This window comes from Variovorax sp. Soil_C_19 (assembly GCF_057657255.1).
In genome coordinates this window covers 290487-302876 of the sequence record NZ_JBDGIV010000005.1, presented here as the reverse complement: position 1 = coordinate 302876, position 12390 = coordinate 290487, and the positions used below count along the sequence as shown (strand labels likewise).

At 71.2% G+C, this 12390-nt stretch carries 12 protein-coding genes; 3 read left to right on the top strand and 9 right to left on the bottom strand.

Features of this window, described 5'->3' with window-relative positions; translation table 11 throughout:
• Positions 1-858 carry a hypothetical protein gene (locus tag AC3A6R_RS13630; protein ID WP_487864594.1) on the bottom strand — a complete coding sequence of 286 codons (858 nt, stop codon included), beginning with the start codon at positions 856-858 and terminating at the stop codon, positions 1-3.
• A gap of 144 nt (positions 859-1002) precedes the next feature.
• On the opposite strand from AC3A6R_RS13630, the gene AC3A6R_RS13625 reads away from it, so the two are divergent.
• Positions 1003-1737: a helix-turn-helix domain-containing protein gene (locus AC3A6R_RS13625; protein WP_487860944.1), complete on the top strand. Its 735-nt coding sequence runs from the start codon at positions 1003-1005 to the stop codon at positions 1735-1737.
• Between the two features lie 643 nt (positions 1738-2380).
• On the opposite strand, the gene pyrF is transcribed toward AC3A6R_RS13625, so the two are convergent.
• From pyrF to AC3A6R_RS13600, 5 genes are all read right to left on the bottom strand, one after another.
• Positions 2381-3205: an orotidine-5'-phosphate decarboxylase gene (pyrF, locus tag AC3A6R_RS13620; protein WP_487864593.1), complete on the bottom strand. Its 825-nt coding sequence runs from the start codon at positions 3203-3205 to the stop codon at positions 2381-2383.
• A gap of 107 nt (positions 3206-3312) precedes the next feature.
• On the bottom strand, positions 3313-4095 hold the full coding sequence (locus tag AC3A6R_RS13615) for a uracil-DNA glycosylase family protein (protein ID WP_487860942.1): 783 nt from the start codon (positions 4093-4095) through the stop codon (positions 3313-3315).
• A gap of 22 nt (positions 4096-4117) precedes the next feature.
• A complete protein-coding gene (gene rimI, locus AC3A6R_RS13610) occupies positions 4118-4660 on the bottom strand; it encodes a ribosomal protein S18-alanine N-acetyltransferase (RefSeq protein ID WP_487864592.1) in 543 nt (180 codons plus the stop codon).
• A 3-nt stretch (positions 4661-4663) separates the two neighbouring features.
• Positions 4664-5383 (bottom strand): tRNA (adenosine(37)-N6)-threonylcarbamoyltransferase complex dimerization subunit type 1 TsaB, encoded by a 720-nt coding sequence (gene tsaB, locus AC3A6R_RS13605; protein WP_487864591.1) that lies wholly within the window; start codon positions 5381-5383, stop codon positions 4664-4666.
• On the bottom strand, positions 5376-6389 hold the full coding sequence (locus tag AC3A6R_RS13600; RefSeq protein ID WP_487860939.1) for a DMT family transporter: 1014 nt from the start codon (positions 6387-6389) through the stop codon (positions 5376-5378). Before AC3A6R_RS13600 ends, tsaB begins: the two co-directional genes overlap by 8 nt.
• 103 nt (positions 6390-6492) lie before the next feature.
• Between AC3A6R_RS13600 and dacB the strand changes: the two genes are divergently transcribed.
• Positions 6493-7956 (top strand): D-alanyl-D-alanine carboxypeptidase/D-alanyl-D-alanine endopeptidase, encoded by a 1464-nt coding sequence (gene dacB, locus AC3A6R_RS13595; RefSeq protein ID WP_487864590.1) that lies wholly within the window; start codon positions 6493-6495, stop codon positions 7954-7956.
• A gap of 121 nt (positions 7957-8077) precedes the next feature.
• Positions 8078-9640 carry an alpha/beta hydrolase family protein gene (locus tag AC3A6R_RS13590; protein ID WP_487864589.1) on the top strand — a complete coding sequence of 521 codons (1563 nt, stop codon included), beginning with the start codon at positions 8078-8080 and terminating at the stop codon, positions 9638-9640.
• 9 nt (positions 9641-9649) lie between these two features.
• On the opposite strand, the gene AC3A6R_RS13585 is transcribed toward AC3A6R_RS13590, so the two are convergent.
• From AC3A6R_RS13585 to purE, 3 genes are read right to left on the bottom strand one after another with little or no spacing between them, the layout of a single operon-like run.
• Entirely contained in the window at positions 9650-10651 is a 1002-nt protein-coding gene (locus AC3A6R_RS13585; RefSeq protein ID WP_487860936.1) for an L-threonylcarbamoyladenylate synthase, read from the bottom strand.
• Positions 10648-11847, bottom strand: coding sequence for a 5-(carboxyamino)imidazole ribonucleotide synthase (locus AC3A6R_RS13580; protein ID WP_487860935.1), 1200 nt, complete (start codon positions 11845-11847; stop codon positions 10648-10650). Before AC3A6R_RS13580 ends, AC3A6R_RS13585 begins: the two co-directional genes overlap by 4 nt.
• Positions 11844-12386 carry a 5-(carboxyamino)imidazole ribonucleotide mutase gene (purE, locus tag AC3A6R_RS13575; protein WP_487860934.1) on the bottom strand — a complete coding sequence of 181 codons (543 nt, stop codon included), beginning with the start codon at positions 12384-12386 and terminating at the stop codon, positions 11844-11846. The genes AC3A6R_RS13580 and purE overlap by 4 nt, the downstream gene beginning before the upstream one ends.
• Positions 12387-12390 lie beyond the last annotated feature (4 nt).

Below are 12390 nucleotides of genomic sequence, written 5' to 3'. Positions count from 1 at the left end.
TCATGCCGCGGCCGCGGCTGGGTCGGGATTGTGCCGCAGCAGCTGCGTGCGCCAGCCTTGCTCCATCGCGCCGAGCGCCAGCAGCACCGGCAGGCCCGCGAGCGCCGCGGTCAGGTGCTTGAGCGTGTGGCCCGACACCCGGTGCTGCGTCGCCTCGTAGATCGCGTGGTCGCCGAGTTCGAACGCCTTCGCCAGCACATAGAAGAAGATGACAGCGCCGAGCCGGAGGCCGACCGCGTGCGGCATCGGCCGGGCCAGCGCGAGCGTGAGCACCAGCGCCATGCCGCCGAACTGCACGATCGCCCAGGGCAGCACGTTGCCGCTTTCGTGGAACACCTCGGCCGAGAGCAGGCCCGCGCCCAGCACGAACCAGGCCGCCGGCCAGCCCGCGCGCTGGCTCACGCGTTCGCAGACCGCCATGCCGATCAGCCCCGCGAAAGCCACTGCCATGCCCGCCCGGTCGGCCGCGAGCCGCGGCGCATCGGGCACCAGGTGGAAGAAGGCCGAGCCTGCGGCCGTGGCGATCAGGCCCGCAAAGAAAAGCCAGGCGCAGTCGAGCGTGTTGTCCGGCGGGTCGTTGGCCGGCGGCGCCAGCGGGAACACGGCCAGCGCCGCCTGGTGCGTGCGGTCGATGCGGTTGAGCCGGTACAGGCCCCAGCCGCCGATCAGCAGGAAGGGCAGGTTGCTCAGCACGTCCATGGCATTCGGCAGGCCGTGCCAGTTGCGGCCGTCGGCGAACACCGCGGCGATCGCGACATCGGCGGCCGGCAGCTCGGGCCCGAAGCAGGCCACGAGGGTGAGCAGCAGGACGGTGAAGAGCAGTCCGCGTTCGCGGCGGCTGAGTGAGGGCAGGAGCATGGCAGGCCTTCGGAGAGGGTTGGAACGAGCGGCGGAATTTAGTTGCCAGCCCCGGTCGAAGGCATCCAGAATCGATACGAGGTACGAATTCACACCTCTCGGTATCTTTTTTTAATACCTCTGCCGGCCCCACCGCTTTCGCCCATGAGCACCACCGTCGACCTCGTCCAGGCCTTGAAGAACGAACTCAAGAGCGCCCGCATGACCTACGCCGACCTGGCGCGCTCGCTCGGCATGGCCGAATCGAGCGTCAAGCGCATGCTGGCCCGCAGCGACATGCCGCTGTCGCGCGTCGATGCGATCTGCCACGCGCTGAAGATCGACTTCGCCGAGCTGGCGCGGCGCGTGGCCGACGCCCAGCCGCTCTTGAAGGAACTCACGCACGAGCAGGAAAAGGCCGTGGTGAAGGACAAGAAGCTGATGCTGGCGGCGATCAGCGTGCTGAGCCAGTGGACGCTCGAGCAGATCGTGGCGGCCTACAGGATCAGCGAGGCGGAGTGCATCGGCCTGTTCGCGCAGCTCGACCGCATCGGCATCATCGAGCTGCGGCCGCTCAACCGCTACCGGCTCAAGCTTGCCAAGACCTTCCGCTGGCGCCCACACGGGCCGGTGATGTCGTTCTTTCGCGAGAACGTGGTGCTCGACTACTACGCGGGCGGCTTCGACGGCCCCGCCGAAGGCCTGCTGCTGGTGCACGGGCAGATCAGCCGCTCGCTGGCGCCGGCGTTCCTGGAACGGCTGCAGCGCGTGGCGCAGGATTTCGCGCAGCAGCACCAGACCGACCAGAAGCTCGCGGCCAAGGACCGCGAGGGTTACACGCTGCTGCTGGGCATGCGCAACTGGGAGTTCGAGGCGTTCACGCGGCTGCGCCGAGGTTGAGGGGGGCCAAATGCGGAATTCTGGGGGCAAGGCTTCCTTGCCGCTGCTGTCGGAGACCGTGCATCAGTTTCTCAGGCAGCGCGCCGTTTGTGGGGATGACCGGTCTTCTCCGATTGCCGCAGTCACAGCCATCGAGAAGCGGCTTCCTGCGAATCGGCATCTAGCGGCGCACGCGACGCAATAAGCGTTGCGGCAAAATAGCCTCCCGCAACCAGAACCATCGGTTGCGCTACTTGCGCGCAGTCTGCAGATATCAACTTCCATGGAAGGTTGTACAGCGCGACAGTCGCAAGTCCCGCAAACATGCCGATCTTTGAGCCTTGCCGGTAGAACGTCAACGTCCTGCCAAAGCAGGGGATTGAGAATCTGGGCTCTCCTCGTAGCCGTCGTAGCAATGACATGGTTATTCCCCCCTTTTAAGTCTTTACCCGAATCTTAGAATTGGGCTGGACGGCCGCTTCTCGCCCCGTGAGCAGCCTGCCAGTATGTATTCTTACTGTTGCCAAAAGCAGGTCAGTCTCGCTCTCTGCGACATTCACCGCAAGCAGCGCAGAAGGTGCGAAGGTTTCGCAAAGGCGCAAAAGAACAGCCGAACTATGGATCGAATCTCTTGCGGCTTCTGCGTTCGGCTGTCCGCTCCCGCTCAGCCCTTCGCAGATTCCAGGGCATCGCGGGTGCTGCGCGCGGCCTTTTGGGCCGCGTCGGCGAAGTCATCGTCCGACGAGGCATAGATGATCGCGCGCGACGAGTTCACGATGATCGGCGCATCGGCGCGCCAGCCAGCACGCACCGTCGCCACCGCATCGCCGCCCTGGGCGCCGACGCCGGGAATCAGCAGCGGTACGGTCGGCGCCAGCGCGCGCACGCGCTCGATCTCGGCCGGGTAGGTGGCCCCCACCACGAGGCCGAGCTGGCCGTTGAGGTTCCAGGGACCCTGCGCGAGGCGGGCCACGTGCTCGTAGAGGAAGGGCCGGCCCTCGACATCCGCGAGGCGCTGGCCCTGCAGGTCGGAGCCGCCGGGGTTGCTGGTGCGGCAGAGCAGGAAGGCGCCCTTGCCTTCGTGCTTGAGGTACGGCGCCACCGAGTCGAAGCCCATGAAGGGCGACAGCGTCACCGCGTCGGCGCCATAGCGCTCGAAGGCCTCGATCGCGTACTGCTCCGCGGTCGAGCCGATGTCGCCGCGCTTGGCATCGAGGATCACGGGCACGTGCGGCGCGTTGCGACGCATGTGGTCCATCAGCTGCTCGAGCTGGGCCTCGGCGCGGTGGGCGGCGAAGTAGGCGATCTGCGGCTTGAAGGCGATGACCAGGCCGGCCGTCGCGTCGACGATGCGGGCGCAGAAGTCGTAGATGCGGCTCGCGTCGCCCTTCAGTCGGCCGGGGAACTTGGCTGGCTCCGGATCGAGCCCCACGCAGAGCATCGAACCGTTTTTTTGCTGTGCCGCGGCCAGCTGGTCTAGGAAGGTCATGGGTCCGATTTTACGGACCCGCCCGCGGGGTCACTGGTGCACCCTTGGCGCTGCGCGCCTTCCCGCCAAGCGGGAACGAGCTTGCTTGGGGCGGCCCGGCGCGGCGCTCAGGCCGCAGGCGGCTGCTGCTGTTCCGCCGCCAGGCACAGGTCGGCCCAGGCGCGCGCCTTGTCGGCCGGATTGCGCAGCAGGTAGGCCGGGTGGTAGGTGGCGACCACCACCGCCGCGCCACCGGCCAGCGGCAGCGGTTGGGCGCGGCCGCGCAGCTTGCCGAGCGGATCGGCGCTCTGCATCAGGCTCTGCGCGGCCAGCGGGCCCATCGCGAGCACCACCTGGGGCGCGAGCGCGGCGGCATGTTCCTCGAAGGCCTCGGCGATCGGCCGCGGGCTGCCGGGCTGGCCGGCGGCCACGCCACGGTGCGTGCGCATCAGGTGCACGGGCGTGGCGCCGCGCTGCAGTCCGAGGGCGCGCAGCATGTTGTCGAGCAGCTTGCCGGCATCGCCCGCAAACGGTTCGCCGTGGCGGCCATCGGCCTCGGGCGGCATGTCGGCCACGACCAGCCAGCCGCCCTGCTGCGCTTCGGCGCCGGCTTCGGCATAGAGCCGGCGCGGCGCTTCGACCAGCACGGCGGCACCGTGGGCGAGCGGCTGCGCGGCGGGTGCAGGGCGCGGCGCGGGGGCGGCCCTGGCAGTGGGCGCAGGCGCCTCGGCCACGGCACGCTCGCGCGGTGCCGCGACGGGCGGGGCTTCTTCGGCCACGGCGGCCGTTTCGATCGGTGCTGGCGCGGATTCTTCGGCGACCGCGGGCATCGGCCACCAGACCTTCACGCCCATTTCGTCGAGCATCGCGCGGCGGCGCGCATCGAGCTGCAGTGTCTGCACCGCGTTCATTGGTGCACCCTTGATGCGGCGCTCATCGCAGCGCCCCCCAGGCGGAGCCGGACTCGTTGAGCCGCAGGCTCATGACGACGGCATCCTCGCGCTGGCCCTCGAGCGCGGGGTAGTAGCCCTTGCGCACGCCGACGCTGCGGAAGCCCTGGCGCATGTAGATGTCGAGCGCGCGGCGGTTGCTTTCGCGCACCTCGAGCCAGAGCCATTGCGCCCCTTGCGCGCGCGACCAGCCGGTGAGCGCCTCCAGCATGAGCGGCGCCCAGCCCTGGCGCTGGAAGGCCGGCGCCACGGTGATGTTGAGCAGGTGCACCTCGTCCACGCCCTTCATCGCCACGAAGTAGCCGATCAGGGTTTCGCCGAGCCCGGTCACGGGCGTGGCAGAGACCGGCGCGGCCGTCGGTGCGAGCAGGCACTGGCAGTGGTAGCCGACGGCCATCGAATCGATGAAGTTGGCGCGCGTCCAGGGATTGCTGTAGGCCGTCTGCTCGACCGCGCAGACGGCCTCGAGCCGCTCGACGATGAGCGGCTTTAGGCGGGCTTCGACGGATTGGAGAACGGCGCTCATGGGTCAGGTCTGGGGTGCGGCGGAGGCGGCCTTGATGGCCGCGCGCTCCTCGGTCGTTTGCGCCACTTTATCGCGAACATAGAGCGGCCAGGCATGCGCGGCATCGACCGTGCGGCCGGCGGCAAGCAGCGCCGGCGCGAGACGCAGCATCGCGGCCGCGGTCGGCAGCACTTCGTGGCGCGCAGCGGCGGGCGCAAGGCGCGGCCCGTAGGCAGTAAAGGCGTTGCCGGCAAGAGACCAGCCCGCAGGCACCTCGAGCGATTCGGGCGACAGCAGCAACGGCGCGGCGCCATCGCCTTCTTCCGCGTCGCCGCCGAGCGCGCCGCCCGCCTCGAAGTCGTAGCGTGCGGCGTAGATCTGGTCCATGCGCGCGTCGAGCACGGCCACCACCTGGCGCGCGCCGAAGGCATGGCGCGCCTCCTCGGCCACGGCCAGCAGCGTGTCCACCGGCAGCAGCGTCACGCCGCTGCCGAAGGCCAGGCCCTGCGCCACCGCGCAGGCCGTGCGCAGGCCGGTGAACGAGCCCGGCCCGCGGCCGAACGCGATCGCGTCGAGGCTGGCGAGTTCGAGCCCGGCCTCGGCCAGCAGCTGCAGCACGAGCGGGATCAGCGTGCTCGACGCCTGCGCGCCCCCCGCGCCGCTGTGCGTGAACAGGCGCTCGCCGTGGCGCACCGCCACCGACAGGTGCTCGGTGCTGGTGTCGAAAGCCAGGAGCCTAGGCATCGCATCGCCCCGCCACAGGCACCGCAGGGACCGGCGGCGCCGCACGCGCACCGGCCGCACCCTTGTGCACGCCGAACAGGATGCCCGCGGTCACGAGCGCCAGGCCGGCCACGAGGTTCCAGTAGAGCGGCTCGCCGAGCCAGATCACCGCGCCGAAGGCCGAAAGGCCGGGCACGAGCGCGGTGATCATGGTGGTGCGCACCGGCCCGAAGTACTGGACCATGCGGGTGAAGGTGATGCCCGAGATCACCACCGAGCCCACGCCCTGGAACAGCATCTGGAAAGCGACCTCGCCCCAGGGCGCGTCGCCGATGTGGCTAACGACCGCGCCCGACGCGACCAGCAGCGTGTAGACCGGCACGTAGGTCATGAGGGCGAAGACGGTGATCGCGATCGTCGCGCGCACCGCGTCGAGTCCGTGGCGGCGCGCCACCACGCCGTAGCAGGCCCAGCAGAAGGCCGCGCCCATGAAGAGCAGGTCGCCCTTCCAGACCTCGCCGCCCTCGAAGGCACGCAGCAGGCTGCGCCCGCCGACCAGGAAGGCGCCGGCCACGATCAGCGCGAGCCCGAACGCCCGCGCCGGCGTGATGCGGTCGCGCAGCACCAGCGCGGCCAGCAGCGTGGTCCACAGCGGCAGGCTGCCCGGCATCAGCACCGCGGCATGGCCGGCAGGCGCGAAGAAGAAGCCGCTGTAGGCGAGCGAGGCGTAGGCCACGCCGCCGAAGATGCCGGCGCTCGCCGTGACCCGCAGCGACAACGGCGAAAGCCCGAACAGCGAGTCGGCGGAGCCGGACTGCTGCCTGCGGCTGCGCACGACCAGCCAGGCGCCCCAGGGCACGAGCACCAGGCTCGCGCCGGTGATGCGCGCGAACGCCAGGTCGAACGGCGTGAGCGAGCGCGCGGCCGAGGCCCGGGCGATCACGATGAACGCGGTCCAGACCAGCACGGTGACCACGGCCGCGCCGATGCCGAGCGTGCGGGGCGAGAAGCGGGGCAAGGCGGGCATCGGGCGATTATCGAGGGCCGCCGGCGCCCACGCCGGGGCGGGGATTTGCCGCGGCGGCCGGACCGTGCCGCTGGCCGTTTTTTCGGCCCGGGATAATCGGCCGATGCGCCTGTTCCGCCCCGCCTTCCTCCACACCGCCTTCGCCTTTTCGCTGGCCACGCTCGCCGCTGCGGGTGCCCATGCCCAGCAAGCGCCTGCGCCCACTGCCGCCCAGCTTCCTGCCCAATTCCCCCCCCAGGTCGAGGCCGCACTCGCACGCGCCAAGGTGCCGCGCGATTCGGTCACCCTGCTCGTGGCCGACGCCGAGGGGCAGCGTCCGCCGCGGCTGGCCTGGCGCACGCAGGTGCCCGTCAATCCGGCCTCGGTCATGAAGCTGGTCACCACCTACGCCGCGCTCGACACGCTCGGACCGGCCTACAGCTGGAGCACGCCGGTCTACGTCGAAGGCACCGTGTACGGGGGCGTGCTCAACGGCAACCTCTACATCAAGGGCCAGGGCGACCCGAAGCTGGTGCTGGAGCGCGCATGGCTGCTGTTGCGGCGCGTGCAGGGCCTCGGCATCACGACGGTGACCGGCGACATCGTGCTCGACCGCACGGCCTTCGAGGGCACGGCCGACACCGACCCGGCCGCCTTCGACGGCGAGCCGCTGCGCCCCTACAACGCCTCGCCCGAGGCGCTGCTGGTGAACTTCAAGTCGGTCGCCATGACCTTCACGCCCGAACGCGGCGGACAGGTTGCGCGCGTGAACTACGAGCCCCCGCTTGCGAGCGTGTCGATGCAGCCCACGGTCGCGCTCGTGCCTGGCGAATGCGGCGACTGGCGCGCCGCGCTCCGGCCCGACTTCAGCGATCCGAACCGCATCCGCTTCGAGGGGGGTCTGCCCGCCGCCTGCGGCGAGAAGGCCTGGGCCGTGGCCTATGCCGACCCGCGCACCTACGCGCTGCGCGCCATCGGCGGGCTGTGGGCCGAGATGGGCGGCCGCGTCGGCGGCCAGATGCGCGACGGCCGGGTGCCCGCGGGCCTGCGGCCGGCCTTCGAGTTCGCCTCGCCGCCGCTCGCGGAGGTGGTGCGCGACATCAACAAGTTCAGCAACAACGTGATGGCGCAGCAGCTGTTCCTCACGCTCGGGCTCACCCAAAGGAACCGCGGCACGCTCGAAGCCTCGCGCGCCGCAATGGGCCAGTGGTGGCGCGACCGCATCGGCACTGGCGAGGCGCCGCCGGTGTTCGACAACGGCTCGGGGCTGTCGCGCGACGAGCGCATCAGCGCCGCAGCGCTCGGCCGGATGCTGCAGGCCGCCTGGCGCTCGCCGGTCATGCCCGAACTGATGTCCTCGCTGCCGGCCTCCGGCGTCGACGGCACGCTGCGCAAGCGCGCACTGCGCTCGGGCGGCGCGGCCCACCTGAAGACGGGATCGCTGCGCGACGTGTCGGGCGTGGCCGGGTACGTGCATGGCGCGAGCGGCCGGCGCTACGTGCTCGTGGCCATTGCCAACGGCGAGAACGCCGGCGCATCGCGGGCCGCGTTCGATGCGCTGATCGACTGGGCGTCGCAGGACAACTGAGCGGCGCCGCGGGCCGGTGTACTGAAAACTTCTGCGGGGTAGGCGCTGCTTGCGTGCGGCACGGGCGCTGCACAGAATCGGACGGTCGTTCGATTCCAACGCCCATCATCAGGAGACCGCCTTGAAGAAAACGCCCCGACTTCCATTCGCCCTGCTGGCTCTGCTGCTCTCGGCCTGCGGCGGGGGCGGCGGCGGCGGCGGCATCGGCGTGGTCTTTCCGCCGCCAGGTGGCGGCGGCGACACCGGCCGCGGCTCGGTCGTGACCGATCCGCCCGAGCAGACCGCCAAGCTCTCGGCCGACCAGTTCCGCGCCAGCCTGCAGGCAAGCGACCAGGGCAAGGCGCTGCTGCAGGTGGCCGGCGCGCCCAAGTGCGGCTTCGAGTTGCGCTACCTCGAATACCGCACCGTCGGCGGCAAGAACGAGGCCACCAACGCCACCGCCGCGATCATGGTGCCCTCCGGCGCCGACGTGGCCTGCAACGGGCCGCGGCCGGTTGTGCTGTATGCGCATGGCACCAACGCCGCGCGCGACTACAACCTTGCGAAGTGGACCGATGCCGCGCAGCCGGCCGCCGGCGAGGGGCTGATGATCGCCGCCATGTTCGCGGCGCAAGGCTACATCGTGGTGGCGCCCAACTATGCGGGCTACGACCGGTCGACGCTGCCGTACCACCCCTACCTCAACGGCGAGCAGCAGGGCAAGGACATCGTCGATGCGCTCACGGCGGCACGCAAGACTTTCGCCGGCATCGGCGCCAACGACGCCGGCTCGCTGCTGATCACCGGCTATTCGCAGGGCGGCTACGTGGCGATGGCGGCGCACCGCGAGATGCAGGCCACCGGCAAGCCGGTGACGGCCTCGGCACCGCTGTCGGCGCCGTCGGCCATCGGGCTGCTCGCCGACTACACCTACCGGGGCTGGCCCGCGCTCGGCAGCACGCTGTTCATCCCGCTGCTGTCGATCAGCTGGCAGCAGCAGTTCGGCGACGTCTACAACAGCACCGCCGACATCTACGAAGCGCGGTACGCGAACGGTATCGACACGCTGCTGCCGAGCCGCACGCCCGTGGCCCAGCTGATCGCCGACGGCAAGCTGCCGCAGCTCGCGCTGTTCCCGGCCGGCGCCACGCCGGGGCCGGTGAGCCCCGAGCTGTCGATCTTCTACGGCCCCGACAACCTGATCCGCCAGAGCTACCTGACGCAGGCCGCAAGCGACATCCAGGCGAATCCGTGTCCCGGCAACGCGCTGCCCGCGACTGCCGCCTCGCTCAATTCGGCCACGCCGCTCGATTGCCGGCCCGCGATCGGCTTCCGCAAGGCCGCGCGCGCCAACGACCTGCGCAACTGGCTGCCGGCCCGGCCGGTGCTGATGTGCGGCGGTGCCAACGATCCGACGGTGAACTTCGTGAGCACGCGTGCCACGGCCGGCTACTTCCGCGCCCGCGGCATGCCCGCGGCCGCGCTCGCGGTGGTCGACCTCGAGGACACCGGCGCCACTGACGCCTACGCAGCGGCGCGCGCGGGCTTCGCGCAGGCCAAGAGCACGCTGGCGCAGAACACTCCGGGCAGCGATTCCGACAAGGCACAGGCGGTCACGCTGGCCTACCACGGCACGCTGGCGCCGCCGTTCTGCCTGGCCTCGGCGCGCGGCTTCTTCCAGGGGGTGCTGGCGGCGGGCGGTTGAAGCGGCGGCTCAGGCCGCGGCCGCTCTCTGCAGGCGGTCGCGCACGCCTTCCCATTCGGGCGTGGCGGGCGGCATCTCGACCCAGATCAGCTTGACGCCCTCGGCGTCGAACTCACGCAGCACCGCGAACAGCTGGTGCGCCGCCGCCGCCGCATCGTCGGGCATGCGCCGCTGCAGCACGCGCTGCGACCGGTTGCGCACCTCGGTGCGCGCCCACACCGCGATGTGCGCCGCGCCGGGGCCGAGCACGTCGAGCCCGGTCTGGATCGCCTTGGCGTCCATCAGCCGCAGCTTGGCATTCGGCGCGTAGTGCGCCTCGAGCGTGCCCGAGGCGCGCGGCTCGGGGGTCTCGAGCACCTCGCGGTCCTGCAGATGCTCGCCGAGCGCGGCCTCGATCTGCACGCGCGTGATCAGGCCCGGCCGCAGCAGCACCGGCGCGCCGCGGCTGCAATCGACGATGGTCGACTCGATGCCCACCTCGCAGGCACCCCCGTCGATCACGGGCAGCGCATCGCCGAACTCGTCGGCCACATGCTGCGCCGTGGTCGGGCTGACGCGGCCGAAGCGGTTGGCGCTGGGCCCCGCAAGGCCCGGCACGCCCTGCTCGGCGCAGGCTTCGAGCAGCGCCTGCGCCACCGGATGCGAGGGGCAGCGCAGGCCGATGGTGTCCTGCCCGCCGGCCGCCGCCGCGGCCACGCCGGGCTGCCGCGTGACGATCAGCGTCAGCGGACCGGGCCAGAAGGCCTGCACCAGCTTCTGCGCGAACGGCGGCAGCGGCTGCGCGAAGCGCGACAGCGCCTCGGTGCCCTTGGGCCCGGCCGCGACATGGACGATCAGCGGATGGTCGGCCGGCCGGCCCTTGGCCTGGAAGATGCCGGCGACCGCCGCATCGCTGGTGGCGTCGGCGCCGAGCCCGTAGACGGTCTCGGTCGGGAAGGCGACCAGGCCGCCCGCGCGCAACACGCGCACGGCCTCGTCGAGCGCGTCGGGGGACTGGCCGTCGAGGATCATGCGAGATCAGCGGCCGAGAGCGCCGGCAGGCCGAGCAGCAGCGCCGCCTGGGCGGCGGTGGCGCGCACGCTCTCGAGCGTGGCGCCGGTGAGTGTCAGGTGGCCCATCTTGCGGCCCCGGCGCGGCTCGACCTTGCCGTACAGGTGCAGGTGCGCGCCGGGCAGCGCGAGCACCTCGCTCCAGCGCGGCGTGACCGGCTTTTCGGCACTGTCGGGGAACCACAGGTCGCCGAGCAGGTTGAGCATGAGGGCCGGGCTGTGCTGGCGCGGCACAGCGAGCGGCAGCCCCGCGAGGGTGCGCACCTGCAGTTCGAACTGCGACACGTCGCAGGCTTCCATCGTGTAGTGGCCGCTGTTGTGCGGCCGCGGCGCCATTTCATTCACCACCAGCGAGCCGTCGGCGAGCGCGAAGAACTCGACGCAGAGCACGCCGACATAGTCGAGCCCGGCGGCGATGCTTTTAGCCGAATTGACCACCGCCTGCGCCACGGTCTTGGGCATGTTCTGCGCATGCACCTCGGTCACCGCGAGGATGCCGCCGCGGTGCAGGTTGCGCTGGGGCGGAAAGTGCACCAGATGGCCGTCGCGGCCGCGCGCGACGATCACCGAGCATTCGAATTCGAGCGGCAGCAGCTTCTCGAGCACGCACGGCACGCAGCCCACGGCCTGCCAGGCGTCGACCAGCTCGGCGCGCGTCGACACGCGCAGCTGGCCCTTGCCGTCGTAGCCCAGACGCGCCGTCTTCAGGATGCCCGGCAGCAGCGCCTCGTCGACGGCGGCCAGCTGCGCCGCGGTCTCGATCACCGCGTAGGGCGCGCAGGCCACGCCGCAGCGGGTGAAGTGGGCCTTCTCGGCCATGCGATCCTGCGCGATCGCGATCGCCGGGGCGCCGGGCGCGACGGGCCGCGCCACCGCCAGCTTCTCGAGCGAGGGCGCAGGCACGTTCTCGAACTCGGTCGTGACCGCATCGGCCAGGCCCGCAAGCCGCGCCAGGCCGTCGACATCGGCGTAGTCGGTGTGGACGTGGTGATGGCTCACGCGGCCGGCGGGGCTGTCGGGATCGGGGTCGAGCACCGCCGTGAAATAGCCCATGCGCTGTGCCGCATGCACGAACATGCGCCCGAGCTGGCCGCCGCCGAGCACACCGAGCGTGGCGCCCGGCAGGAGCGGAAAGCCGTTGCCGTCGGCGCCGTTCACAGCGCACCCCCGCCCTGGGGCGAAAAGGGCGAGACGGTGCCGGGTGCTGCCGGCGGCAGGGCCATGGCCTCGGCCGCGGCGGTCTGCGCGGCCCGGAAGGCGTCGAGCTGCGCGCGCAGCGCCGGATCGGCGTGCGCCAGCATCGCCACCGCGAACAACGCCGCGTTGGCGGCACCCGCGTTGCCGATGGCGAAGGTGGCGACCGGCACGCCCTTGGGCATCTGCACGATGCTGTAGAGCGAGTCGACCCCCTGCAGGTGGCGGCTGGCGACCGGGACGCCGAGCACCGGCACCGTGGTCTTCGAGGCCAGCATGCCCGGCAGATGGGCCGCCCCGCCCGCCCCGGCGATGATCGCGGTGAGCCCGCGGCCGGCGGCGCTTTCGGCGTACGCGAAGAGCGCATCGGGCATCCGGTGGGCCGAGACCACCTTCGCTTCGTGCCGAACACCGAATTGCTGGAGAATCTCGACAGCGTTGCGCATCGTCTCCCAATCGGAGCTCGAGCCCATCACCACACCGACCTGAATGGTTTCGTTCATGGTT

Coding starts and splice junctions, on each gene's coding strand:
- AC3A6R_RS13600 (WP_487860939.1), bottom strand. CDS start 6,389: ATGCCCGCCTTGCCCCGCTTCTCGCCCCGCACGCTCGGCATCGGCGCG.
- AC3A6R_RS13585 (WP_487860936.1), bottom strand. CDS start 10,651: ATGATCCTCGACGGCCAGTCCCCCGACGCGCTCGACGAGGCCGTGCGC.
- dacB (WP_487864590.1), top strand. CDS start 6,493: ATGCGCCTGTTCCGCCCCGCCTTCCTCCACACCGCCTTCGCCTTTTCG.
- pyrF (WP_487864593.1), bottom strand. CDS start 3,205: ATGACCTTCCTAGACCAGCTGGCCGCGGCACAGCAAAAAAACGGTTCG.
- tsaB (WP_487864591.1), bottom strand. CDS start 5,383: ATGCCTAGGCTCCTGGCTTTCGACACCAGCACCGAGCACCTGTCGGTG.
- AC3A6R_RS13630 (WP_487864594.1), bottom strand. CDS start 858: ATGCTCCTGCCCTCACTCAGCCGCCGCGAACGCGGACTGCTCTTCACC.
- AC3A6R_RS13615 (WP_487860942.1), bottom strand. CDS start 4,095: ATGAACGCGGTGCAGACACTGCAGCTCGATGCGCGCCGCCGCGCGATG.
- AC3A6R_RS13625 (WP_487860944.1), top strand. CDS start 1,003: ATGAGCACCACCGTCGACCTCGTCCAGGCCTTGAAGAACGAACTCAAG.
- purE (WP_487860934.1), bottom strand. CDS start 12,386: ATGAACGAAACCATTCAGGTCGGTGTGGTGATGGGCTCGAGCTCCGAT.
- rimI (WP_487864592.1), bottom strand. CDS start 4,660: ATGAGCGCCGTTCTCCAATCCGTCGAAGCCCGCCTAAAGCCGCTCATC.